The organism is Thermosipho ferrireducens (assembly GCF_017358165.1).
Classification (GTDB): domain Bacteria; phylum Thermotogota; class Thermotogae; order Thermotogales; family Fervidobacteriaceae; genus Thermosipho_B; species Thermosipho_B ferrireducens.
Map to the genome: position 1 here is coordinate 1082051 of NZ_CP071446.1, position 25895 is coordinate 1107945.

The 25895-nt window shown below is 34.9% G+C and carries 22 protein-coding genes; 13 read left to right on the forward strand and 9 right to left on the reverse strand.

Annotated elements, in window-relative coordinates:
• The first annotated feature begins 4 nt into the window (after window positions 1–4).
• Genes sufB through sufU form a run of 4 tightly spaced genes read left to right on the forward strand, consistent with a single transcriptional unit; the run spans window position 5 to window position 4169 of the window.
• The gene (gene sufB / locus JYK00_RS05385; RefSeq protein WP_207565909.1) at window positions 5–1399 is read left to right on the forward strand and encodes a Fe-S cluster assembly protein SufB; all 1395 of its coding nucleotides are present in this window, start codon (window positions 5–7) and stop codon (window positions 1397–1399) included.
• Between the two features lie 10 nt (window positions 1400–1409).
• A complete protein-coding gene (locus JYK00_RS05390; RefSeq protein WP_207565910.1) occupies window positions 1410–2549 on the forward strand; it encodes a SufD family Fe-S cluster assembly protein in 1140 nt (379 codons plus the stop codon).
• Window positions 2524–3765 (forward strand): SufS family cysteine desulfurase, encoded by a 1242-nt coding sequence (locus JYK00_RS05395; RefSeq protein ID WP_207567640.1) that lies wholly within the window; start codon window positions 2524–2526, stop codon window positions 3763–3765. Before JYK00_RS05390 ends, JYK00_RS05395 begins: the two co-directional genes overlap by 26 nt.
• Window positions 3765–4169, forward strand: a complete 405-nt coding sequence (sufU, locus tag JYK00_RS05400; protein ID WP_207565911.1) for a Fe-S cluster assembly sulfur transfer protein SufU — start codon at window positions 3765–3767, stop codon at window positions 4167–4169. The genes JYK00_RS05395 and sufU overlap by 1 nt, the downstream gene beginning before the upstream one ends.
• 51 nt (window positions 4170–4220) lie before the next feature.
• On the opposite strand, the gene JYK00_RS05405 is transcribed toward sufU, so the two are convergent.
• The 5 genes from JYK00_RS05405 to JYK00_RS05425 all read right to left on the reverse strand — a co-directional run bounded on the left by JYK00_RS05405 (window position 4221) and on the right by JYK00_RS05425 (window position 9704).
• Window positions 4221–5504: a Glu/Leu/Phe/Val family dehydrogenase gene (locus tag JYK00_RS05405; protein WP_207565912.1), complete on the reverse strand. Its 1284-nt coding sequence runs from the start codon at window positions 5502–5504 to the stop codon at window positions 4221–4223.
• A 204-nt stretch (window positions 5505–5708) separates the two neighbouring features.
• Window positions 5709–7364 carry a formate--tetrahydrofolate ligase gene (locus JYK00_RS05410; protein ID WP_207565913.1) on the reverse strand — a complete coding sequence of 552 codons (1656 nt, stop codon included), beginning with the start codon at window positions 7362–7364 and terminating at the stop codon, window positions 5709–5711.
• Window positions 7354–8595 carry a HAMP domain-containing sensor histidine kinase gene (locus JYK00_RS05415; protein ID WP_207565914.1) on the reverse strand — a complete coding sequence of 414 codons (1242 nt, stop codon included), beginning with the start codon at window positions 8593–8595 and terminating at the stop codon, window positions 7354–7356. Before JYK00_RS05415 ends, JYK00_RS05410 begins: the two co-directional genes overlap by 11 nt.
• On the reverse strand, window positions 8592–9467 hold the full coding sequence (locus JYK00_RS05420; RefSeq protein WP_207565915.1) for an Hsp33 family molecular chaperone HslO: 876 nt from the start codon (window positions 9465–9467) through the stop codon (window positions 8592–8594). Before JYK00_RS05420 ends, JYK00_RS05415 begins: the two co-directional genes overlap by 4 nt.
• Before the next feature lie 27 nt (window positions 9468–9494).
• Complete coding sequence (locus JYK00_RS05425; RefSeq protein WP_207565916.1) at window positions 9495–9704, reverse strand: hypothetical protein; 210 nt, start codon at window positions 9702–9704, stop codon at window positions 9495–9497.
• 611 nt (window positions 9705–10315) lie between these two features.
• Here JYK00_RS05425 and JYK00_RS05430 point away from each other — a divergent pair.
• Genes JYK00_RS05430 through JYK00_RS05460 form a run of 7 tightly spaced genes read left to right on the forward strand, consistent with a single transcriptional unit; the run spans window position 10316 to window position 16845 of the window.
• Window positions 10316–11950 carry a phosphoenolpyruvate carboxykinase (ATP) gene (locus JYK00_RS05430; RefSeq protein WP_207565917.1) on the forward strand — a complete coding sequence of 545 codons (1635 nt, stop codon included), beginning with the start codon at window positions 10316–10318 and terminating at the stop codon, window positions 11948–11950.
• A gap of 33 nt (window positions 11951–11983) precedes the next feature.
• Window positions 11984–12742, forward strand: a complete 759-nt coding sequence (locus JYK00_RS05435) for a protease complex subunit PrcB family protein (protein ID WP_207565918.1) — start codon at window positions 11984–11986, stop codon at window positions 12740–12742.
• 13 nt (window positions 12743–12755) lie between these two features.
• Complete coding sequence (locus JYK00_RS05440) at window positions 12756–13640, forward strand: pseudouridine-5'-phosphate glycosidase (protein ID WP_207565919.1); 885 nt, start codon at window positions 12756–12758, stop codon at window positions 13638–13640.
• Window positions 13637–14506, forward strand: coding sequence for an RNA polymerase factor sigma-54 (locus JYK00_RS05445; RefSeq protein ID WP_207565920.1), 870 nt, complete (start codon window positions 13637–13639; stop codon window positions 14504–14506). Before JYK00_RS05440 ends, JYK00_RS05445 begins: the two co-directional genes overlap by 4 nt.
• Window positions 14503–15063: a phosphodiesterase gene (gene yfcE / locus JYK00_RS05450; protein ID WP_323128239.1), complete on the forward strand. Its 561-nt coding sequence runs from the start codon at window positions 14503–14505 to the stop codon at window positions 15061–15063. Before JYK00_RS05445 ends, yfcE begins: the two co-directional genes overlap by 4 nt.
• Window positions 15064–15083: 20 nt before the next feature.
• Complete coding sequence (locus tag JYK00_RS05455; protein WP_228288117.1) at window positions 15084–15683, forward strand: IMPACT family protein; 600 nt, start codon at window positions 15084–15086, stop codon at window positions 15681–15683.
• Window positions 15661–16845: a pyridoxal phosphate-dependent aminotransferase gene (locus JYK00_RS05460; protein WP_207565923.1), complete on the forward strand. Its 1185-nt coding sequence runs from the start codon at window positions 15661–15663 to the stop codon at window positions 16843–16845. Before JYK00_RS05455 ends, JYK00_RS05460 begins: the two co-directional genes overlap by 23 nt.
• A 57-nt stretch (window positions 16846–16902) precedes the next feature.
• On the opposite strand, the gene purB is transcribed toward JYK00_RS05460, so the two are convergent.
• Window positions 16903–18192: an adenylosuccinate lyase gene (gene purB / locus JYK00_RS05465; protein WP_207565924.1), complete on the reverse strand. Its 1290-nt coding sequence runs from the start codon at window positions 18190–18192 to the stop codon at window positions 16903–16905.
• A gap of 388 nt (window positions 18193–18580) precedes the next feature.
• Between purB and JYK00_RS05470 the strand changes: the two genes are divergently transcribed.
• The gene (locus JYK00_RS05470; protein WP_207565925.1) at window positions 18581–20215 is read left to right on the forward strand and encodes a carboxypeptidase-like regulatory domain-containing protein; all 1635 of its coding nucleotides are present in this window, start codon (window positions 18581–18583) and stop codon (window positions 20213–20215) included.
• A gap of 17 nt (window positions 20216–20232) precedes the next feature.
• Entirely contained in the window at window positions 20233–22266 is a 2034-nt protein-coding gene (locus JYK00_RS05475) for a S8 family serine peptidase (protein WP_207565926.1), read from the forward strand.
• A 76-nt stretch (window positions 22267–22342) separates the two neighbouring features.
• Here the strand turns inward: JYK00_RS05475 and JYK00_RS05480 are convergent, their stop codons facing one another.
• Genes JYK00_RS05480 through JYK00_RS05490 form a run of 3 tightly spaced genes read right to left on the reverse strand, consistent with a single transcriptional unit; the run spans window position 22343 to window position 25886 of the window.
• Window positions 22343–24652 carry a xanthine dehydrogenase family protein molybdopterin-binding subunit gene (locus tag JYK00_RS05480; protein ID WP_207565927.1) on the reverse strand — a complete coding sequence of 770 codons (2310 nt, stop codon included), beginning with the start codon at window positions 24650–24652 and terminating at the stop codon, window positions 22343–22345.
• Window positions 24649–25095, reverse strand: coding sequence for a (2Fe-2S)-binding protein (locus JYK00_RS05485; RefSeq protein ID WP_207565928.1), 447 nt, complete (start codon window positions 25093–25095; stop codon window positions 24649–24651). Before JYK00_RS05485 ends, JYK00_RS05480 begins: the two co-directional genes overlap by 4 nt.
• Window positions 25092–25886, reverse strand: coding sequence for an FAD binding domain-containing protein (locus JYK00_RS05490; RefSeq protein WP_207565929.1), 795 nt, complete (start codon window positions 25884–25886; stop codon window positions 25092–25094). The genes JYK00_RS05485 and JYK00_RS05490 overlap by 4 nt, the downstream gene beginning before the upstream one ends.
• Window positions 25887–25895: the final 9 nt, after the last annotated feature.

The window sequence follows — 25895 nt, forward strand, 5'->3', positions numbered from 1 at the left end:
AAATGTGGGGTATAATATAGAGATAAATGACGAAAAGTTCAATTACATAGCAAATGTTGAAATTGAATATAAATCTCTTCCAGGATTGACCCGCGAGATTATTGAGGAAATTTCAGAGGTAAAGCAAGAACCAAAGTGGATGAGAGAAATAAGGTTGGAGTCATTGAAAGTTTTTCAAAGCTGGCATGATCCAAGATTTGGAGTAGATATAAGTGATTTAGATTTAAACAAAATTATCCCATACATAAAACCTAAAGCGAAAAAAACGACTACCTGGGAAGAAGTTCCTGAAGAGATAAAAGAAGCTTTTGACAGGCTTGGTATTCCGGAGGCGGAGAGGAAATTTTTTGCGGGAGTGGGGGCACAATTTGATTCTGAAATTGTTTATCAACATATAAAGCAAGAATTAGAGAGCCTGGGAATTATATTTATGGATATGGAAAGTGCTGTAAAAGAGTATCCTGACCTTGTGAAAGAATATTTCATGAAGCTTGTTCCTGCATATGATCATAAATTTGCAGCTTTGCACGGGGCTATATGGAGTGGTGGAACATTTTTGTATGTACCAAAAGGAGTTAAAGTACCACTTCCTCTGCAAGCTTATTTTTTAATGAGTAATCCAGGAATGAGTCAGTTAGAACATACAATTATTGTTGCTGATGAAGGTGCTGAGCTTACTTTTATTGAGGGATGTTCGGCACCGAGATATAATGTTATAAATTTACATACAGGAATGGTTGAAATATATGTAAAAAAGCATGCAAAAGTAAAATATATGACTATTCAAAACTGGAGTAAAAATACTTATAATTTAAATACGAAACGTGCTATAGTGGAAGAAGACGGTGTGATGTCCTGGATCTCTGGTTCTTTGGGGAGTATGAAAACTATGCTTTATCCGATGACTATATTAAAAGGTAAAGGGGCTAAAGCAGAAAGCCTGGGAATAACTTATGCAGGTCCAGGTCAGCATATGGATACAGGTTCTAAAGTGGTACATCTGGCACCATATACGAGCTCTACCATAGATGCTCGAAGTATAAGTGTTGGTGGTGGCTGGGCATTTTACCGCGGATTACTGAGAATAGGAGAAAATGCAGAAAAGAGTAAAGCTCATGTTCAATGTACTGCATTAATGCTTGACAATGATTCTAAAAGTGACACTGTTCCAATAATCGAAGTTTACAACAGTGATTCTGATATAGGTCATGAAGCGCGGATAGGTAGAATAAAAGAGGAACAAATCTTTTATCTTATGTCAAGAGGCTTGAGTGAATCGGAAGCTAAGAGTTTGATTGTAAAAGGTTTTATAGAACCGATAGTCAGTAGTTTGCCTTTTGAATATGCTGTTGAGCTAAACAGGCTTATTGAGATGGAAATAGAATCATCGATAGGGTGAGGTGCAAAAAATGGAAAAAACTATTGAGCTAAAACATGGAGACAATAAAGCTGTAATAGCTATTTCAAAAGAGTTAAAAAGAGATGATTATGGAAGGGACACTTTTACAAAAGTTCTTAAAAGTATTTCTAATGCTTATTTAAAAGAATATGTGAAAGAAAAATATGAAGAGTATGAAAAAATAGGTTTTCCTGTGTGGAAAAGAACAAACATAGAAAATTTCAATTTATTAAGCTATGAATATAAACAATATTTTGATACTCTGGATAAGTCCGGGGTTGAGCTGTTAAAAAAACTTGATTTTGATGGTTCTCATAGAAAATTCGTTTTGCTTTCAGATGTGTTTTCATTTGAAGGTGATTATATAGTTATTGAGGACGATAAACTAATTAAGAAAGAATATGGTCAAACTATATCGAATGATCTTATCCATGTTAAAAAAGGTAGTTTAACTTTAATAAGAATATTAAGACCGGAAATGTTTTCAAACCATACCACGAGAATTTTGGTTTCCGAGGGTGCAAGTCTTACCGTTTATAATATTCATGAAGTTCATGGAAATTCATACCATTTTGATAATGTTTTTATCGAAGTTGAAGAGAAAGCAAATGTGAAAGTCAGGGATTTTTATGCGGGAAGTGGTGTCAGTGTAGGATATTTTGGAGTTAAGATGAGTGGAAAAGAAGCTAATGTGGATTTGAAGCCGTATTTTATAGGAACGGGAAATGGAAGATTTGATTTGCTTTATATGTTGAGGTTTGTTGGTATGGAGAATACTGGTGTAATTAAAGCCGAGGGGACACTTGCAAACAATAGCAAATTGGTGTTTAGAGGAATTCTCGATTTGAAAAAAGGTGCCAAAAACTCCGTTGCTGAAGAGTCGGAGAAGGCAATATTATTGTCAAAAGATGCAAAAATGGAGGCAATCCCAAGTTTATGGGTTGATGAAAATGAAGTAACTGCATCACACGCTGCGAGTTCTGCTCCGTTAGATGATAATGCCATTTTTTATCTTATGAGCCGAGGTTTTTCAAAAGATGAGGCAAAAAGGTATATAATTGAAGGAATTTATGAGGAACTTATTCAAGAGCTAAAAAAGTATGGATTAGAGGGGATGGTTGAAAATGCTCTTAAAGGGGTTGTTGGATGACTTCCCAGTATTACAGCGAACAATAAACGGAAAAAATTTAATTTACCTCGATAGTGCTGCAAGTTCTTTAAAACCTTCAAAAGTTGTTGATAAAGTTGCAGAATTTTATTCTTATCACTATGCAAATGTCCATAGGGCTGTCCATACATTAGCGAGTGAATCTACTGAGATGATGGAAAATTCAAGAAGCAATATTGCTAAACTTTTGAATGCGGAAAGTGAAGAAATAGTATTTACCAGCGGAACTACTATGTCTATCAATTTTATTGTGGAATCATTTGTAAGAACAGGTATATTGAAGAAAAACGATGCAGTTTTAGTAACCGCAGTTGAGCATCATGCGAATTTTGTACCGTGGTTAAGAATGTCAAAATTGCACGGTTTTTCATTTAAGGCGGTAAAACCGTCTGGAAGATTTGGGGAGCTTTTAATAGACGATTTTGCTCAGTTTACCGGAGAAAATCCAAAGATTCTGGCAATTACAGGGCATTCAAATGTTACAGGGCAGGTTATAAACATAAAGAAGATAAGAGAGCTTTTTCCAGATACTATTTTAATTGTAGATGGAGCTCAACTTTTGCCTCATAACAAAGTAGATGTTAAGGATTTGAACATAGATTTTTTAGTGTTTTCTGCTCATAAAATGCTTGGACCAAGTGGTATAGGAGTACTTTACGGGAAGAAAAAACTTCTGGAAAAGATGGAACCGTTTTTGTACGGCGGTGAGATGATAGACAAAGTCACATTAGAGGATGTTACCTTTAATGTGTTGCCTTACAAATTTGAAGCAGGTACTCCTCACATAGCTGGAATTGTAGGATTTGGTGTAGCAGTGGATTATTTGAATTCGATAGGTTTTGAAAACATTTCCGAACATGTGTCTGAATTAACACAATACGCTATAGATAAAATTTCTAAGTTAGATTTTGTTGAAATATATGGACCACTTAATGAGGAACATCATGCTATATTAAGTTTCAACATTGATGGTGTGCACCCACACGATGTTGCGCACATGCTTGATCAGGAATTCGGTATAGCAGTAAGAAGTGGGCATCATTGTGCTCAGCCACTTATGAGTATTTTAAAAGATGAAAGCAAGTTGTCCTTATTTCCTAATGCAACCTGTCGGGCGAGTTTTTATATTTATAACACAAAAGATGATATAGATATTCTTGTTGATGGAATAAAGTTCGTGAAGAGGTGGTTTAGTTGATGTATTCAGAACTTGTTATGGATTATGCAAAATTAACGAAATATAAGGGAAAGTTAAATAATGCAACTTTTATACAAGAAGGGAAGAACTTATCGTGTGGTGATGAAATAACGTTGTATGTGAAGATAGAAAGTGATAAAGTTAAAGAAATAAAGTTTGAAGGTATCGGTTGTGCAATTAGTCAGGCATCTGCAAATCTTATGATAGAAACTGTGAGTGGGAAGAATTTATCTGAAGTGAAGGAAATAATTAAAAATGCCGTGGCAATGGCAAGAGGAGAGGAATTTTCTGAAGAAGTGTTGGAAACAGTGGCACAACTGGCAGATATAAAAAATTATCCAATGAGAATTAAGTGTTTTCTTCTTGCGTGGAAAACATTGGAAATGGCTTTAAATGAAAAATAATGATTTGAAAAAGGTTCCCCGTATGGGGAACCTTTTTTTCGATTTTTTAGATTACATTGGGTAATATCCTCTTTTCTTAACAGCTTCTGCTACTCTCTGTATCGCAACTATGTAAGCAGCTGTTCTCATGTCTGTATTGTATTTTTGTTTAGTTGCGTAAACTTCTCCAAATGATTTAATCATAATCTTTGTTAATTTCTTTCTGATATCTTCAATTTCCCAGAAATGGCTTTGTAAATCCTGGACCCATTCAAAGTAAGATACTGTAACACCACCAGCGTTTGCAAGGATATCAGGAACGATTAAAATGTCTTTTGAATTGAGAATTTCTTCTGCTTCCCTTGTTGTAGGTCCATTTGCACCTTCAATTATTATTTTTGCTTTGACTTCTTTTGCAATTTTATCATCTATTGCATTTTCAAGAGCTGCTGGAATTAAGATATCTACGTCGAGTGTAAGAAGTTCTTCGTTTGTTATAGGAGTTCCTTTTGGATAACCTTTTATAACTCCCCCATTTTCATCTCTATACTTAATAAGCTCATCAATATCTAAGCCGTTTTCGTTGTAAATACCGCCACTTACATCACTGACTGCAACTATTTTTGCACCATATTCTTCGTTTAAAATCTTTGCACTGAATGATCCAACGTTTCCAAATCCCTGTATTGCAACAGTAGCTTTTGAAATGTCGATACCTTTTACTTTACAGGCTTCTGCTGATGTTATTGCAACGCCCCTACCAGTAGCTTCCGGTCTACCTTCAGAACCTCCTATGTCAAGAGGCTTACCGGTAACTACACCGAGTGTTGTGTATCCCACATTCATGCTGTATGTATCCATGTACCATGCCATGATTTTTGCGTTTGTATTCACATCAGGGGCTGGTATATCTTTAGCTGGACCTACCATCATGTGGATTTCAGAGAAAAACCTTCTGCTTAATTTTTCAAGTTCTCTTTCGGAAAGTTTTGATGGATCGACTCTCACTCCACCTTTACCGCCGCCATATGGAAGGTTAACAACAGCACACTTCCACGTCATCCAGAAAGCAAGTGAAGAAACTTCGTCGAGGTTTGTTTCCGGATGGTATCTTATGCCGCCCTTAGCAGGCCCGCGAGCAGTGTTATGCTGCACTCTATATCCTTCAAATATTTCTACTCTACCATCGTCCATGACAACTGGAAAATGGACAACCAGAGATCTTTGAGGCCAGAGCAAAAAATTTCCAATTCTTGGATCTAAGTCCATGAGTTCTGCTGCCTTTAGGAACTGTTTCTGTGCCATTTCATAAAGAGGACCGGGGGTTTGTAAATTTCCGAGTTTGCTAATCTCCATTTTTATACCTCCCTGAATTTAGTGGTGCAACTTAATTATTGCTTATTTGTGTAACTTTGGCAAACTCGATATTTTGTGAAAATCCTAACATAATTTGTTTTCATAGACAAATATTGTTCTTTTCTTTTCATTGCAAAAGTATGCTAATTTTAGCTTCTTTATATATTTCAGTAAGTGTCAACAAAAGATTAACAAATAAACTGTTTATGAAAGCCCAACAATATTTCCGTCATCATCAATATCTATATTCACGGCGTTTGGTATTCTGGAAAGACCGGGCATTCTCATAATATCTCCAGCAAGAGCTACTACGAATCCCGCTCCTGCTGAAAGTTCAAAATCACGTATTGTGAAAGCATAATCAGATGGTGCATTAAGTTTTTTTGGATCATCAGAAATGCTTGCCTGGGTTTTTGCAACAATTACAGGCAGATTTGAATATCCGTGTTTTTCTAAAAACTTTAATTTGGCTTTGGCTTTATCAGTATAAATAACGTTACCTGCCCTATAAATTTCTTTAGCTAATATTTCAATTTTTTCTTTTATGGACATGTTCGAATTTATGAGAGGTGTGGCACAGTTTTCTTTCGCATTTTCTATTATGAGTTTTGCGAGTTCTTCTGCGCCTTTACTTCCTTTTTCAAATGCTCGAACGAATGCGTGTGGAACTTTGCAATATTTTGAAAATTGATTTAATTCTTTTTCAGTGTCTGTATCAAAAACATTTAAAGCAACTATTACAGGTACATTGTATTTTTTTAAGTTCTCATAATGTACAAAAAGGTTTCCCATCCCTTTTAACATAGCTTCTACATTTTCTTTTGAGAGTTCGTCTTTTTTTACTCCACCGTGATATTTGAGAGCTTTAATTGTGGCCACCAAAACCACGGCATTCACGTTAAATCCTGCAATCGGTGAGACAAAATCGAGGAATTTTTCAGCTCCAAGATCGGCAGCAAAACCGGCTTCAGTAACTACATAATCGGATAATTTCAACGCTATCTTTGTTGCAATAATGCTATTTGTTCCATGAGCTATGTTGGCAAAAGGACCGCCGTGAATAAATGCAGGAGTATTTTCTATTGTTTGAACAAGATTTGGATTTATGGCATCTTTTAAAAGAGCTGCCATTGCACCTTGAACGTTTAAATCTTTGACTTTTACTAACTTTTTATCGTATGTTTGTGCAACTACAATATTTGAAATCTTCTTCTTCAGATCTTTTAAATCTTTTGCAAGACATAGTATTGCCATTATTTCAGAGGCAGCTGTTATTATAAAACCCTCTTCTCGAGGATGTCCGTTTGCACTTCCACCTAACGCTATAACAATATTTCTAAGCGCGCGATCATTCATATCAATAGCTCGTTTCCAATAAACTTTTGTGGGATCTATTTTTAGTTCATTGCCAAATTTTATATGAGCGTCAATTACTGCTGAGAGAAGATTATGAGCGGCGGTTACAGCATGGATGTCTCCTGTGAAATGGAGGTTGATGTTTTCCATTGGAAGAACTTGAGAATAACCTCCACCAGCTGCCCCTCCTTTTATACCAAATACAGGGCCAAGCGAAGGTTCTCTTAAAGTAACTATGGAGTTTTTTCCTAATTTATTAAGTGCCATGGAAAGACCTATGCTTGTAGTGGTTTTTCCTTCTCCAGCGGGTGTTGGTGTAATAGCTGTCACCAATATTAATTTTCCATCATTTTTATTTTTTAACGTATCAAGTATTTTGTGGTCAATTTTTGCGATGTATTTACCATATGGTTCTACGTATTTTTCTGGAATGTTTAAAGAATCAGCGATTTCAGAAATTTTTTTCAATTTGGCTTCGTGAGCTATTTCTATATCACTTTTCACCAGACTCCCCTCCTGTTATTTCAAATTTTGTAAATCCATTGTAGCTCTCTAAATGAATTTTTAAATTCATTTGTTCGCATAATGTTTTAACAATGAATAACCCCAAACCATGACCTTTTGATGAGCGTGATTTGTAAAATCTTTCAAAAATTTTTGATTGTTCCTCTTTACTTATTCCTTTTCCATGGTCAATAACAACGATACTGTTTTTATATAATTGTACTTCAAATGGAGGAGAACCATGTTGTATAGCATTATCAAGTAAAATTGAGATGATTCTTTCTAATCCTTTTTCATTGGCTACAATTGTTCCTTCGCCTGAAAGTAATATTTTTTTGCCATATTGTTTTTCCTTTTCTGCTACTATTTGTGAGACTAATTTTTTAAGTTCTATTGGTGTCAGTTCAAGAGTAACGTTACTTGAGATAAACAGCATATTTTCAACTAAATGTTTCATAGTGTAAGCTGTTTCACAAATAGAATTTATTGATTCTTCAAGTACTTCTTTATTTTTACTTCCCCATCTTTTCAACATTTCAGTGTATCCTATTAAATTAGCTATTGGTGTTTTTAATTCATGTGACACGTTTGAAACAAATTCCTCCTGAAGTTTGTAATACTTTTCTAATCTTTCCATAAGTTTGTTAAATTTTTCTATTAATTCGTCTACTTCATCGTGGGTATTCGGTTTCAATAATCTAAATCCAAGATCTCTTCCGTCTAAAGATTCTATTTGTTTTACAAAACTTCGGAGATGCTTGGTAGAGGAACGTGTTATAAAAAAAGTAAGGACGGTTACAATCCCGGAGGAGAGTATTACCATAAATACAAACAAAATTTTTATGCGCTCTACAAAATTAATTGTAGGGGTTATATCCCGGCCGATTATTACTTTTGAGGGAAAGGAAAGAAATATGTAGTATCTATTGTCGATCTTTTTGAGCCCTTTTTCTGTTATTGGTCCTATCCCATAAGGATCAAGAACTACTTTTCCATTTTTAGACACATAAAAATCTCGACGAGGCCCCATCCACATCATTCCCTGCATCATTCCAGACATGTTTCCTTTGTTCATTATGTTGTTAAAAATATGGGGAATTGATGAAATATCTTTTATTTGAGTATTTATTGCTGTCTGCTTTACTAAAAGGTATATACCAGTTAAAACTATTGACATGACTATTGTTACCACTAAAGTGGTCACCAGAGTAATTTTTGTTGACAGACTCACAACTTTTCCTCCTGCTTTTCATTTAATATTTTTCTTAACTCATCTTTTTTAAAAGTGTATTTTGTATTACACCATTTACAGATTACCTCTGCTTCTCCTTTTTGAATTAGAAAATTTAATTCTTTTTCTGGTAACACTTTCAATGAATTGATAGCTTTGCTTTGTGTGCAGTCACATGAAAAAGAAACTTCTGTGGTAAGTACTTCTTCTAAATTATTTTCAAATACATATTTTAACACTTCTATTGGTGAATTTTCATAAAGGGCTTTTGTAATAGGATTTATTTTTGTAAATCTTTTTTCTATTTCTGTTACAATTTTATCATCAATGGAACCGTTTAAAATTTGAATTATCAACCCTCCTGAGTTTGTGATATTTCCACTTTCGTCAAATGATAGTCCTAATGAGATAGCTGTTGGGATTTGTTCAGAAATTGTAAAATAATAGGCTAAATCTTCTGCAATTTCTCCTGTTTTAAGTGGAACTGAAGATATGTAAGGATTTTTAAGACCTAAATCTCTTATAACTTTTAAAGTCCCTTTACCTATAACTTCTTTAAGACTATTAAATTTGTGCTCTGGAGGTAATTCCAAATTTTTCGGTATAACGTAACCTCTTACTCGTCCGGAAGCTCTTACCTGAGAGGCGATTTTTTTTAAAACCCCTTTTCCTTCTATGAGAAGCGTCCATGTTTCGTTAATTGAGAGCCATGGAAGAACAAGTGAAACTCCTGTTATTGCTCTTCCAAGAGCAATAGCAGGTAACAAAGAAAGATTATGTTTTCTTATGGTTTCTTTAACCAGCTCGGTGCTATTTATAACGGAGAATCTTACATTAGCATTATAAGCTGTGCCGTAATGTAACCTGGTCATTTTAAAATATTCGCTCCTTTTTAAAGATTAATTTAGATATTTTCTGGTAGCGGCTTTTACAGCATCAATATTGTCAGAAAACATTACTTTTTTGACTTCGAAATTTATGAGATTGTTCTTATAAACAATTTCCAGAATTTTATCTACATGCTTTTGTGATGGAATATAGAGAATTGGTATTACATGAAAGTCTTTTTCACCGAATAAAACCAACCAATAAACAGGCATGTTTTTCATTCAATTCCACCTCCCTGGTTTTAGCTTTTTTTGGTACAGTTAAATTAAATGTCTTACAATATGTATCTGTGTTTCTTAAAATCGGTGGAATCGTGGAAAATTAAGGATAAACAGGAACCAAAAAACATGGATGGAAAATAAACAGACGGGTTTCAACCTTATTATACAACATTTTTGACATATTTTGCAAGTGTGCAAAATTTTAGTTCTCTGTCAGATGATTTGATACAGAGTTGGCGAGGTTGGTCTCCCTTTCATGTCATTCCGAACCCGAAGGGTGAGGAATCTTGATTTAGCGAGAATTAGCGAGGTTAGCGAGAGTTAGTAAAATAAAATCCTTCGTCATTACATTCCTCGGGATTACAAAAAAACAAGATTCCTCACATGCGTTCGGAATGACAAAAGACAGCAAGATTGGCGAAGGTTACCAAGGATTAATGAGGGTTAGTAAAATATGAATTAAAATTGATATTCAATTTTTAAGGTTTTGGTTGAATATATTCGTAAAATTAGCTTATAGTAAATTTCTTCCTTTAATTCATGAGCACACTTTGTTATGCTTGGCTATGAAAATTAGTTTGTTATTGATAGAATAATAAGGGGGTGAATTTATGTCAACAAAAGAAAGTTTTTATAAAAACGAAATTTCCAGAAAAAATCCTCTTTTTTCAAGGATGAGAGTTACTGTTGAAACGGCATTTTACAGAAACAACGTAGAAACAGTATCCACACCAAAGGAAGCTTATAAACTGGCATTAAAGTCTCCTGGGACAATAGTGACTGATTGGGAGGTTTACAAGCCAGAATTTTTAGGGCTTGATAGGGGGACTAAAGTGCTTCTTTTCAACGATGGTGCGATTACAGGAAGATATGCAGCAGGTAGAAGAATTATAGGCACGCCGGGAATTGATGATGAAAAATATGCTGAAATAGTTCGTGAGGCGGTTTACAGGTCTCGTTATAAAAAAATGTACCACGGTATATCATTTACAGGGTTATCAAGAGAGTTTATGGTAAAAAACCATATTTTAATACCCGAGGGTCATGAAAATTTGTTATACAATTGGTTATTAAATTTCCAGTTTCCATCACCGGAATATGAAAAGATGTATCTTGACTCTGAAAAATTTGAGGATGGAGATATATATATATTTACGGATCCTGATTGGACACATCCAGATTATCCATTTGGTCTGGCTATATTTGATCCTGATCATAATTGCGCTGCTATTCTTGGAATGCGTTATTTTGGAGAGTTTAAAAAGGGTACTTTAACACTTGGATGGGCAACAGCGAATAGGAATAATTTTGTCTCTTGCCATGGTGGTCTTAAAAGATTTGAATGCAAAGATAAAATATATGTTACCGCATTTTTTGGTCTTTCAGGCTCAGGGAAGTCTACGCTAACCCATGCAAAGCATGGTGGTAAATACAGAATAAGTGTGCTACATGACGATGCTTTTATAATTTCCCTGGATAATCTTTCTTCGATAGCTCTTGAACCATCTTATTTTGATAAAACGTCTGATTATCCAAGCGATTCGATGGATAATAAATACCTGTTAACTGTGCAAAATTGCGGTGTTACTAAGGATGAAAAAGGTAGAATAATTCCAGTTATGGAAGATATTCGTAATGGTAATGGTAGAGCTATTAAATCAAAGTTATGGTCACAAAATAGAATGGACAAAATTGACGAACCTATAAATTCAATATTCTGGCTTATGAGAGATCCGGTCTTACCACCTGTGGTTAAGATAGATGATGTTATACTTGCTTCTACTATGGGTGCTGCTCTTACTACAAAAAGAACTACTGCAGAAAAACTTGATTCTGGTGTCGATCCAAACGCTCTTGTATTTGAACCATATGCGAATCCTTTTAGAACATACCCTCTTGTTGACGATTATATGAAGTTTAAGAGACTGTTTGAAAAAGGCGTGGAGTGTTACATATTGAATACAGGATATTTTCTTGAAAAGAAAATACCGAAAGAGGTTACAATATCAATAGTTGAAAAGATAATGGAGAATAAGTTAACCTGGAAAAGCTGGATAAAAGATTTAAGATATGGTGTGATAGATGGATTTGAACCGCCAGAAAGTTCTGAATACAAACATTTACTTAAAGAATCTATACTTCGAAGGTTAAAATTTATAGTGTTGAAAAAGACAGAAAATGGTGGAAGAGATAAACTTCCAGAAGAAACAGAAAATGTCTTGCAGATTCTTATGGAAAGTATTTAATGCGTGGTAAAATTTATTAAGGAGGTGATCCTGATGAAAAAAATGCTGATTTTGTTCTTTATTATGGTGGTGGTAAAGTTTTTTGGCGGGTTTATATATATCCATCCTGTAGAAACAAAGTTACCTGATCAGATATTTACAACAACTAATACAAAGTTTTTTTCCATAGCATATGTAGAGCTTTATAATGATGGAAGGGAAAAAGCGTATATTTTAAAAGGAGCTTTTTCAGCGACATCTATGGGGATGAAGAAAAACAGTATAAATATTTTTGTAAAAGAAAAAGAAACAGTTTATACTTATACGGTTTTGCTTGAAAGAAAAGGAGAACGCTACTATATCCCTGAACATTTATTGATAGCTCCTTCAAATTCCCGTATATTCATAGAAAATTTTGAGTTGAAGTTCAACAAACAGCGAGAAAATTTTGATGAGATGAAAATTCCTAAGCTTCGTGTGAAAGAAAAGGGAATTTATACTTTTGTTCTTTATAAGGGGCAATTTTTGGTAAAAGATAGCTTTAGCGTGCAGGAAGATGTGTTCTTACATATTTCTGCAGGAGAAAGGAAAACTGGTGGATATTCAATAGAAATCGTTGAAATGAAAATAAGTAATTATATTATAACTGTCAAAGGGAATTTTGTAATCCCAGATAAAAATGCCATGGTTACTCAGGCTTTTAGCTATCCTGGTGTTACCTTGAAGTTGGGGAAACTGTCTCCTGGGATTTATAAAATAATAGTCGACATAAAAGGTCTTGGAAAGTTTACAAAACAAATAAGTGTCAAGTGACGGAGGTGTAAAATTGAGAATAAGGGAAGAAATAATAAATGCTTTAAAAAATAATCTTCCAGTAGTTGCGTTTGAAAGTACAGTTATAGCCCATGGGTTACCATATCCGAAAAATCTGGAAATATTTAGGAATCTGGAAAATATTGCAAGAGAAATGGGATGTATTCCTGCAACGATAGGAATTTTCCGTGGAGAAATTGTGGTAGGTTTGACTGAGAAAGAGATAGTAGAATTTATAGAAGATTCCCCTGTTAAAGTTGGAACGCGTGAGATACCATATGTGTGTGCTTTGAAAAAAAGCGCTGCAACAACGGTTAGTGCTACTGCAAAAATAGCGTCTCTTTCAGGGATAAAGGTTTTTGCAACAGGTGGTATAGGTGGTGTTCATAAAGGAGAATGGGATGTATCACAGGATTTATTGGAATTATCTAAAACTAACATAATAGTTGTTTCTACAGGTTGCAAGTCTATACTGGATGTGAAAAAAACTTTGGAGTTTTTGGAGACGTTTCAGGTGATTGTAGTGGGTTATAAAACGGAGTATTTCCCTATTTTTTATAATGGAATTTCTTCGTATAAAATCGATCGAGTAGATTCTGTAGAGCATATAAGAAATATTTATAATATAAAAAATGAAATAAGTATTAATGGCTCAATTTTAGTGGCAAATCCTATACCGGAAGAATATGTAATATCCGAAGATGAAATGAAAAAATATTTGTCTATAGTGGAAAAAGAAATGGACGCGAAAAATATATCAGGAAAGGATGTCACACCTTATACATTGAAGCGTTTGGTTGAACTTTCAAAAGGAAAAACTCTTGAGGCTAATATAACTCTTCTGGAAAATAACGCAAAACTGGCATGTGATATTGCCAAAAGCCTGGTGAAGCTATGAAATTACGTTCAGAAACAAAGCTTAAATATGGATTGATTTTAACGAAAAAGGAAAAAATTTATTTAGAATATCTCGAAAAGCCAATTAGAGATATTCTGAAAATTCATGGTGAAAATCTGATCAACTTTCAAGATGTTCAGATAAAATATCATGAAGATTTGCACACGATTCTTATTAAGGATATTCCATTTCTTGGTTTAAGTGATGAGGAAGAAACAATAGCAGAGTACATAATATACAACATAGATCACACAGGAAAGTTGAATGTTACACCGGAAGAAGTAGCTGAAAAATATTCCTGTGATAGCAAAGATGTCGAGAATATAATAAACATGATTTATGAATTTTTTGCCGAGCAAATACGTAATTTTACGTATGGTGATGTAGCTGATTCGTTTGTTCCTGATGCTGTAATTGACGATGACTTAAATGTCAGGATTACGCAGGCTCCATTGACTTCGAATGAAATAGTTAATGATGCATTAAAAAAGAGAAACGAAACAATTTTAAGGATACTTTTCATATTAGTTGAGGTTAATAGAAGTTTTTTGATTGGGAAACGCAAATTTCCCAGAAGGATTAGCATGAAAAATATTTCGAATATTTTAGACTTAAGCCGTTCAACTGTGACAAGGGCAATAAAAAATAAGTATATTTCTACTCCACGAGGGATCTTTCCATTAAGTATATTTTTTGGACGGAAAGTACATCCTGCGATTTTGAAAATAGCCATTTCTGAAATCTTAAAGGAAAATCCCCATGCAACAGATAATGTAATTGTGGAAGAATTGAGGAAAATGGGTATCGATGTTGCTCGTAGAACAGTATGTAAGTATAGAAACATGGTTAGCAATCAGGAGGTGTGAAATTGAAAGTATTGGTGATTTCCGATACACATGGGTCTGTTACAAGCTGGAGAAAAATAGAAAATCTCGCAAAAGAGGTAGACGAAATTTTTCATCTGGGGGATGTACTTTATCATGGACCACGAAATCCTTTGCCAGAAGGTTATTCTCCAGGCGAACTTGCAGAAGAGTTGAAAAAGTACAACATAAAATACATTCGTGGTAATTGTGATGCAGATGTAGATTTGAAGGTTTTAGGATTACCTGAAATGCCAAGACAGATAATAGAATTTTTTGGAAAATATCGTTTTATGATGCTTCATGGAGAAATAGTGGAGAATGATGGGGTAGATCTTGTTGAATTTGCAAGATTTCATAAAGTTGATGTGATGTTGCATGGACATACACATATTCCGAGTATAATGGAAAAAAGAGGAGTTATAATAGCAAATCCCGGAAGCCTTTCGCTGCCTAAAAGTAAATCATCTCAAAGCTATATGGTGCTGGATGTAGCAGATTTTTTGAAGATAACTATTTTTACAATAGAAGGAAATGAGGTGTTTTCGAAAGTTTTATGATCAAGAGATACAAAACGATTTTGAAAATCTATAGTGTAAAAATGAATGTACAACGGTCCCTGTTTATTGCAACAACCACTCATGTTGAAAGTGTGAATGAAGCAAAGGATTTTTTCAGAACTATTTCTCACAAATATAGAGACGCAACTCACAATTGTCCAGCATATAGAATTATAGAAAATAATGGAATTCTTGAGTTTTCATCAGATGCCGGTGAACCTTCTGGAACTGCGGGAAAACCCATTTTAGGAGTGTTAAAAAAGTACGAACTTTTAAATGTAGCAATTGTCGTTACCAGGTATTTTGGTGGTGTCAAGTTGGGGATTCGTGGTTTAATTGAAGCTTATAGTGGTATTGTTGAAAAATTGATCAACAGTGCTAATATAGAAGAGATGGTCTTAATGCCAATATACAGAATAAAAGTTAATTATGCATCTTACGGTAAAATAATGCAGGAAATTCATAGAAGAGGATTTATTATAAAAAATACAGATTTTGATACAAACACAGGATATATTGAAATCATGGGTACAGGGGATGTAAACGGATTTGATATAGTTAAAAGTGATGTAATATATATAAGAGGAGGCGATTTTAATGATTTCAAAGAGGGCACTTGACACTCCATCAAGTCCTATCAGGCGTCTGGTTCCTTACGCAGATGAAGCAAAAAGAAAAGGTATTCATGTTTATCACCTTAATATAGGGCAACCGGATATAAAAACTCCTAACCAATGGTATGAATATATTGAAAGATTCAAAAAAGATGTGGTGTCATATACCCATTCTCAGGGAATTCTGGAATTAAGAGAAGAGTTCTCCAGATATTATAAAAAATGGAACATAGATGTGTCATCAGAAGAAGTGATGATTACAAATGGTGGAAGTGAGGCAATAATGTTTGCCCTTGGGGTGGTTTGTGATCCTGGAGATGAAGTGATAGTAATAGAGCCATTTTATGCAAACTATGCAGGATTTGCGTCGTATTTGAATATAAAACTTGTTCCTGTTACTACATCACCGGAAAATGGGTATCGTATGCCGGAAAAAGAAAAATTTGAAGAAGTTATTACACCCAGAACAAAAGCCGTATTATTTTCAAATCCTTCAAATCCTACAGGGGTTGTATATAGTGAAGAAGAGTTAAAAATTTTAGCTGATATAGCTGTTAAATATAACCTGGTTATAATTTCTGATGAGGTATACAGAGAATTTACCTTTGATGGAAAAGAGCACTTTTCTCCATATTATTTTGGCATTTATGATAGGTTGATAATTGTGGATAGTGTCTCTAAAAGATACAGCGCCTGTGGTGCAAGAATAGGTACATTTGTTACAAAAAATAAGGAATTTTATGCAGCGGCTCTTAAATTTGCCCAGGCAAGACTTTCCCCGGCAGAAATAACGCAATACGGTACAATTGGTCTTCTTAAGGCGGAAGACGAATATATAGAACAGGTTAGAAAAGAATACCAGAAAAGGCGTGATATAGCATTTGAGGAGATAAGAAAGATACCTGGCGTAATAGTACAAAAGCCAGAAGGAGCATTTTATCTAGCAGCAAAGTTGCCAGTAGAAAATTCCGAAGAATTTATAAAGTGGATGTTGAGTAAATTCGATGTTGATGGTAAAACCACTATGGTGGCTCCACTTTCAGGTTTTTATGCTACATCTGGAGCAGGCCTGAGTGAGATAAGAATAGCTTATGTACTTGATGTGGAAAAAATGAAAGATGCGTTGAGAATAATTTCAAAGGCTATCGAAGAATATTCAAAAATTTAATATATACAAATTAAAAATTCCCGCGAAAGCGGGAATTTTTAATAGTCTTGAAATAATTTACTCATCTTCAAATCTTTTGTATATAGCATCTATGTTTTTTAGGTAGTAGTCTGGACTGAATAATTCTTCTATTTCATTTTTAGATAGCAAATGTGAGAAGCTTTTTGCAATTTCATTTTTGAAAGAAGAGTGAGTTTCCCAGCATTTTAAAGCTAATTTTTGTACATTTTTGTAAGCTTCTTCCCTTGTTAATCCTTTTTCTATGAGCTTTAGCATCACACGTTGTGAGTATACAAGCCCTTTTGTTGTATCTATATTTCTTTTTACTCTATCTTCAAAGACCACCAGATTTTTTATTAAATGTTGGGCTTTTACAATCATATAATGTAATGTTGTGGTTACATCTGGAAACATGAACCTTTCCACAGAGGAATGGGAAATATCTCGTTCATGCCATAACGGAATATTTTCAAAAGCAGTGTGAACATAGCTTCTGATAATCCTTGAAAGTCCTGTTAGTCTTTCGCACAGAATGGGATTTTTTTTATGAGGCATAGCAGAAGAACCTCTTTGTGTTTTTTTAAAGGGTTCCTGAACTTCTAACACTTCAGTTTTCTGCAGGTGCCTTATTTCTATGGCCATTCTCTCAATTGCTGACGCAATCAATCCAAAAATGTTTATAAGGTTCGAGTGAAGATCTCGTGGAATTACCTGAGTGGCAACGGGTGTTGGTTTTAAAGATAATTTTGAAAGGGCTAACTCTTCAACCAGAGGGCTTATGTGTGCATAATTTCCAACTGCTCCGGATAATTTCCCAACAGAAATTTCTTCTCTGGCATTTATAAGGCGTTTTAAATCTCTTTTTAGTTCTGAATACCAGGAAAGAAATTTTAAACCAAATGATGTTGGTTCTGCGTGAACTCCGTGCGTACGTCCAATTGAGGGAAGTTTTTTATATTGAAGAGCTTTTTCAAATAAAAGTTTTAAAAGATTTTTCATTTCTGAGATTATAATATTTGTCGCCTCTATTAGAGCAAGGCTGTTAGCTGTGTCCACAACATCAGATGATGTTAATCCGTAATGAAAAAAGCTTGCTTCCTTTCCCATTTTTGAAGTTGCAACCTTTATAAAAGCTATAACATCATGATCCACTTCTTTTTCTATATCCAGAATTTTTTCAACATCAATATAAGCGTTTTTTATAGCCTGTTGATATGTGCCTTTTGGAGCGATTCCCAGTCTTTCATATGCCCATACAACTGCCAGTTCTACCTTTAACCACCTTTTATATTGAGCTTCCAGCGACCATAAACTTTTAATAGGTTCTAAGGCGTATCTTTCAACCATTCTTTCCCTCCATTTCAAAGATTAGGTTCACATTTAACAGTATACTATAGTTTTCTTCTTGTGAATAGTCTCGAAAATTGTGATAATTTATAATAAAATAAAAGAATTATTGCATATACAAAAAATATTCAAATAACTTGACTTTTTTTGTAATATTATGTTAGAATATTACAATTGATAAAATTGTTTGTGTAATAGTTAAATGCAAAATTGAATAATAATTGTTTAAGATACATAATGTTATTGTGTTGTTAGATACTTAAGTTTGGTTTCTTATGTTTACATATATTTATAGAATTAGTAATTTCAATATCTAAACATTTTAAGACAGCTTTATAATTTAAAAATTTACATTAAATTATTTTAAAGAAGGGGAGGTGTTTTTGGGATGAAAAAGTTTTATCTTTTTATTTTTGTAGTTGGCTTTTTATTTTTGACAACTTCTTGTTTGCAGCTATTTCCCTTGCTTACAGGGGGGATAGAATTTTATGTTACAGATTATAACTCTGGAGCGGCGGTAGAAGGAGCAAGTGTAAAAATACTCGATGAATCAGGAGGTATAAGAGGTGAAGGTGTAACTGATACAGAAGGTAAAGTTACTATTTCTTCTGTACTTAAAGGTGACGAAGAGCTTCTGGATGTTGTTATCACCAAATCTGGTTATGCGGTAACGCGAATAGAAGGTTTAAAGCTTACCAAAGATAGCACGACGCTGAATGAAGCAAAGTTAAGAGTGGCTTCTGTTGGAGTTACTAAAAGTTTGAATCCAATAGAAGTGGATGTGAAATTTTTCGAAGATGCTACTAAGGCAACTCCTGTTGATTTATCAAATGTTACAGGTGATGTTTATGTATCAATTATAGCAACTGGTATGGAATATGATGTCAGTATAATTTATGCAAAAGCTGGAAATGTACCTGGTTCTGGATTTTTAACATCTCCAAGGCTCTATGTTTCAAATTCAACCACAGTTGAAGGTACAATTACAGTTGCGGGATTTGAAGGAGAAACACCGATTTATGTAGTTGTTTTTGATAAAAATGATAATATGTTAGAAAAGATTTTCTATGCCAATATAAATAAGGTATCGAAAGAAGTTAAAGGGTATGAAATTGAAAAGGTCAGCGAAGCAACAGGAGATTATAATTTAGCTGCTTATACAAGACGTGGTGGTATAAAGTTTTATGGAGGAAGAGATTCTATATTTAACAAAAAAGATAGAGTCGTTCCGGAATTTTTCAAAAAAACAAGACGTATAAACGCAGCGCCAGAAAAAGATACAAATCTCTGGATAGAAGTCTACTGGGTAGCCTGGGAAAATTCCAGTGCAAGTTCAACAACTGATGAACCAGAAGCTTATAGGGTTTACAGAAGTTTTGATGGGACAAATTATGAAGCAATAGCTACTGTTCCATCAGGTTATGATTACTATCGTGATGCATCGCCTCAACTTGAAGTCGGGAAAGAAACATGGTATGGAGTGGCTGCGGTTTATCCAGGATATGAAGCGACTATGGTGAAACTTGGCTCTGTTGTTCCTCTTGATGTGTTTGAAGTGAAGTATATAAGTCCAACAGATGGAGCAACAAATGTATCCAGAGATCCGGTATTTTCATGGGAAATAATAAATCCTGTTAAAAGTTCAGAGGGGAATCCTGTATATTATTGGGATATATGGCTTTATGATGAAACTTTAAATGATTATGGGTACTATTCATTAAGTGGCTATGGATATCCATATTATTCTATGTTTATTACTGAAGTAACTGGTGTATCTTTTAAATTTAGTGCACCTCCATCAGGAGCATGGTGGGTAGATTTTGGGGCTGGAAGCTGGTATTCTTATAATGAGCTTCAAGCGAATAAAACATATGAGTGGGGAAACGAGCTTATGGTTGCAGTAGTTGAGGATGCAACGGATAATACAGTTGCATATTCGATACACACTGATCTGGGAAAAAGATTCGATCCATTTAGTATTGAGCCTGAGATTTATAATACATTCACAACTGGTGAAAATTGATGAAAGGGGGACATGGGATGAAGATAATATTTAGATATGTTGTACCTTTAACGATTTTATTGTTGTTAGTGCTTTCTGCGTGTGGATTGAACAATTCGCTAAATGATTCTCTTTCAATGAAAAATAATGAAGGTATTATAAAGTATCCTTCTGTTGAAAATGTCGATATGAAGTACCAGGAAGGTAAGGTATTGGTTGGTTATGAAAATCGGGAGAGTGTCCAAAAGATTATTGAGGTATTAAATGGAGAAATTTCCGTTGATCTTCCCCAGATAAAAATGGTATCTATTAAATTTGACGGTACAGTGGAAGAAGCTTTTAAGAAACTTTCAAAAATAGATCTTTCTGGTATAAAGTATGTTGAGCCAAGTTACGTCAGGCAGATTATAGATCCTAAACCTGTTTCAGATTCTGTAATATATCGAGATTTAGATGGAATCAAAACGTTTGCAACAACTGGAGGTTCTGATGAAGAGTTTTCTAAATATCTATGGGGTCTTGATGCAATTAATGCAAGAACAGCCTGGGAGACTGCCACAGGTTCTGGAGTTGTGGTAGCAGTTATTGATACGGGTGTGGATGGAATGCATCCTGATCTTGTTGGACAGGTTATTAAAGGATATAGACCACTGACAGATGAAATCCTGGAAGCTGGTACAGATTCTTCTTATGGAGGGGCACATGGTACACACGTTGCAGGAACTATTGCCGCCTCAAGCAATGGTATAGGTATTGTTGGTGTTGCCCCGGATGCTAAAATCATGCCTATAGTAATTTTTGATACGTCAGGTTATGTAGGTGATGATGAAGTAGCAGAAGGTATCATCTGGGCAGTTGATAATGGTGCAGATATACTCCAGAATTCCTGGGGAGGCTGGGGTTACAGTTACACTTTGAAAAGTGCTTTTGATTATGCGCTTGATAAAAATGTTGTAGTGACTGTTTCAGCGGGAAATTCTCACACTGATCAACATCTTTTGTACCCGGCAGGTTATCCAGGAATTATCCAGGTTGGGGCAGTTGAGTATTATGGAGGAAACTTTAGAACAGTATGGTTTTCAAGTAGAAGTGATGGTGTAATAATAGGTGCTCCAGGAGTTGAAATTCTTTCCACAGTTCCAAGGAGCAACGCGCTTGGATATGAGGGATATTCTCTTGGAAAAGATGCTGAACCTTACGATTTTTATCAGGGAACATCAATGGCATGTCCACATGTTTCTGGTGTTGTTGCCTTGCTACTTGAAAAATATCCAAATGCAAAACCATGGCAAATTAAGAAATTGTTAGAAAAAGGAGCAGTTGATATAGATGAATTAGGATACGATCATTCATCTGGGTATGGGTTAGTAAATGCAGCGAATTCTTTATCATATTCTTTAGATACTACTGGTGGTGTAACGTTTGATGTAAAAGCTGAGGATAGTTTAGGGTATCCTTTGTCAGCTGTCTTTGTGACGATGAAGAGGTTGGATGGCAATGGTTCAGATTATTTTGCAAAAACAGATTCTAATGGGATAGCGCATTTTTCAAACATCGATGCTGGTAAGTACGAATTAATAGTAGGTGGACCAGATTCTAATGATAGAGCTTATGCGGGTGGGTACTTTGGAAATAGCATGGTGTATAGGATGGAAGAAGAAAGACAATACAACAGGATAATAAATTTAACAGCCGATTCAACGGAAACATTTGCATTTAGTTCTACATTTGTTGTAAAATTTGGTGAGCCATCAACAACGCTTTCAAATGCTACGGTTACAATTGATTCAGCTATTCCCGAGATTTTGTCCGGGAAAAGGTTCACAATAACTGCTCAAACATTTGATACAAATACTACGTATGATTTTTCGTCTATCGCCGATTATGTTGTCATTCGGGTTGAAAGAGATGCAACAGGTGCTACAGTTACATTAAACGGTACAGCTACAATAAATGGATATGATATATCTATTAGTGGAGTGCTGGGAAAAGATGCCACAGTTACAATAGTGGATGATCAAGGTGGAACTAAAGGCGTATCTCTGTGGTGGAGCTTGTTTGGACAATCATAATAAATAAAGCGCAATAAAAAATTCCCCCGCGAGATCGATCGCGGGGGAATTTTTATGTAAACATTGATTACTAATTTTATTTTGAGCTCTTTAAAGCTTTTAAAACTTTTTCTGGTGTTATTGGAAGGGATGTAATTCTTACTCCAATTGCATTATAAATAGCGTTTGCTATTGCGGCAGGTGGTGTATCTATTCCTATTTCTCCAACAGATTTTGCTCCAAATGGTCCGCTTGGTTCGTAACTTTCTACAAATTTCACCTGGACATTACCGATATCCATTCTTGAAGGAATTTTGTAATGCATCAAATTATTTGTCAAAAGTTTTCCATTATAAGTATATTTAACATCTTCAAACAGTGCCATTCCTATTCCCTGGACTATTCCACCTTCTATTTGTACTTTTGCAAGATTTGGATTTATAGTAGTACCACAATCAACCACACCGACATAATTTATAAGTTTTACTTTTCCTGTTTCTGTGTCTATTTCAACTTCTGCAAAGCCCGCCATATAAGGTGGTGGTGATTCCTCGCCAACAAATGATGCATCTGCTACAAGTTGTTTCTGATTTTCAGTGTAATAAAGAACAGTTGCCAGTTCTTTTAAAGTGACTTTTTTTGCATTATTTATTTCGTAGATAAATTCACCATCAAAATCAACTGATTTTTCATCCACCCCAAGTTTTTTTGCGCCTTCTTTTATTATCATTTTTTTCATTTTTTCTGCTGCAAGTCTTACTGCATGTCCGGAAACATATGTGGTACTTGATGCGTATGCTCCTGTGTCAAAAGGAGTTAAGTCTGTATCAGAAGAATATACAATAATATTTTCGGTGGGAGTATTTAAAACTTCGGCAGCAATTTGCGCCAGGATAGTATCACTTCCTGTTCCAAGGTCTGTCGCACCAATAAGAAGGTTAAACGAGCCATCATCGTTGAGTTTTAAAATAGCAGATGCCATGTCTATATTTGCAATTCCTGAACCCTGCATGGCTATGGCCATTCCGACACCGCGAACTTTTGTATCTGATATTTTTATCCGGGGAAATTTGTTTTTCCAATCTATTAGATTCATTCCTTCTTCAATACATTCTTTAAGTTTACAGCTTCTTACTATCATATCAACACCTTCACGGCCCTCACCCATAATTTTGAATATTGGTGAAGTCTCTCCTTCGTTTATCATATTTTTCTTCCGTAAAATCACAGGGTCCATGTTAAGTTTTTTTGCAAGTATGTCCATGGCAGATTCTAAAGCAAAATTTGCCTGAATAGCACCGTATCCTCTAAACGCTCCACCGGGGACCCTATTTGTGTATACGACTTTACCTTTGAAACGCACAGCATCTACTTTGTTATATAAAGGTAATGTTTTTGAACCGGCGACCATGAAAGTTGTAAGGGCGTGTTCACCATATGCACCTGTATCGGAGAGTCCCTGGATATCAATAACTTTCAATTTGCCATCTTTTGTGGCACCCAATGTAACATCAAATCTCATGGGATGTCTTGTGTAAGTGGCTTCGAACACTTCCTGGCGTGTGTACACGATTTTAGCCGGTTTCCCGGTTTTTAATGTTACTGCTGCTACAAATGGTTCACCGTGTATAGCTTGCTTTCCCCCAAAACCTCCGCCAAGCCTTGGTTTTATTACTCTTATATTTTTAATGGGTATTTTGAAGGCTTCTGCTATTATTCTTCTCACGTGAAATGGAACCTGAGTAGAGCTTATTATTATGAGTCTTCCATGCATATCTATGTAAGACGTTGCAGAGTGAGGTTCAAACGCCACGTGTGATTGAGCCTGTGTATAAAATCTTTCTTTTATTACAACATCACATTTTTGTAACTCCTCTTCTACGTTACCTATTTCCATTTCATAAGATGCTGCGATGTTCTTTGAAGCATTAAATCCTATTTCAAACATGGGATGTGTTTCTTTTTCGGGGTGTATTATTGAAGGATGTTCTTCTGCTTTTTCAAAGTCAAGGACAGGTTCGAGAACTTCATAATCTACTTTAATTTTTTTGAGTGCTTCATTAACGACATTTTCATTGTTTCCGGCAACTATTGCAATTTCGTCTCCAACGTATCTCACATATTCGTCAAGAATGTACCAGTCATGTGGAGATGGTTCAGGGTATCCCTGTCCTGCGCGAGTTACAGGTACCCTTGGAATATCTTTGTATGTCAATATACATTCAATGCCGTTGATTTTTTCTGCTTCTGAAATATCAATGGCTTTTATTTTTGCAAAAGCGTGGGGGCTTCTCAAAACTTTTACTATTAACGCATTTTTAGGTGCTAAATCATCGGTATAGACAGGTTTTCCCAGTAATAGACCTAACGCATCTTTTTTGATGATGCTTTTTGCTACTTCTTTCATTTTTTCACCCCCAAAAATTTCTCTATTGCTCGATGTTGACTTTCATAACCTGTGCATCTACAAAGATTACCAATTAACTTAACTTTTGCTTCTTCCATACTTTTAATATTTTTATTTTTCAGGTAAATTGTGTTAACAATAAGTCCGGGACTGCAATAGCCACATTGATCCGCTCCTTCTTCTGCAAGAAGAGTGGCTAATTCTTTTGCTTCTTTTATTCCCTCTAAAGTGGTAATTTCATGCCCATCTACACGAGCGGCATACACTGAACAGGACGGTACAGGTTTTCCATCCAGAAGCACGGTGCATATTCCACACATTCCAGTATCGCAGCCACGTCTTACACTGTAATAACCGTTTTTTCTAAGAACATCAAGTAAAATATCAGAAGGTTCTATTTCAAAAATCTTTTTCTCGCCATTTACTATCAAATTTATTTTCATTCTGCCACCTCCAACAACGCTCTTTTCACAAGGACCTTACATACTTCTCTTCTATAGTCAGCAGAGGCTTTCATATCATCTGCAAAGTTTATTTCTGTTGATGCGATTTCAGCAGCTTTCTCTATATTTTCTCTGGAGATTCCATTTTCGTTTAAAAATCCCATAGCATCATAAGCAAGTGTAGCGACTCCTGGACGACTTCCAACAGCTATTTTTACATTTACATTTTTAATAGAAACAGCGACATTTAATATTGAGAAATCGTACTCTGAGTTTCTAATATATTTAAAGGAAGTTTTTATAGGTTCTTTTTTTATTTTTATGCTTTCAAGAATGTCTTTAATACGAGGTTTATCCTTTAGAAAAGTTTCAAGATTAAGTATTCCAGATTTATATAGTTTAACTTCTGTGTTCAATACTAAGAGTCCTGTGATAAGATCAGAAAAACCATATTTAGGATAGAGCGTACCACCAACTGTTATAATGTTTCTCATTTGGTAACTCAATATAGTTTCTGATATTTTTTTCAAAAATCCATTAAAGAGCTGTGAAAGAGCTTGATTGTCCTCAAATTGCGATATTGTTACCATGGAACCTATTTCAATATAGTCGTTATCTTCTCTTATAAAGTCCAGGCCAGCATCGTACAAATCTATACCTACATTAATTGTTTTGTTGGAAAGCCGTACAAATGCTGCTCCCCCAATAATTTCTGCTTTTTCTCTGGAAACGAGAATGTTATAGGCTTCCTCAATGCTTTTTGGCTTTACGTATTCTTTTATAATAAGCACTTTTTTCAC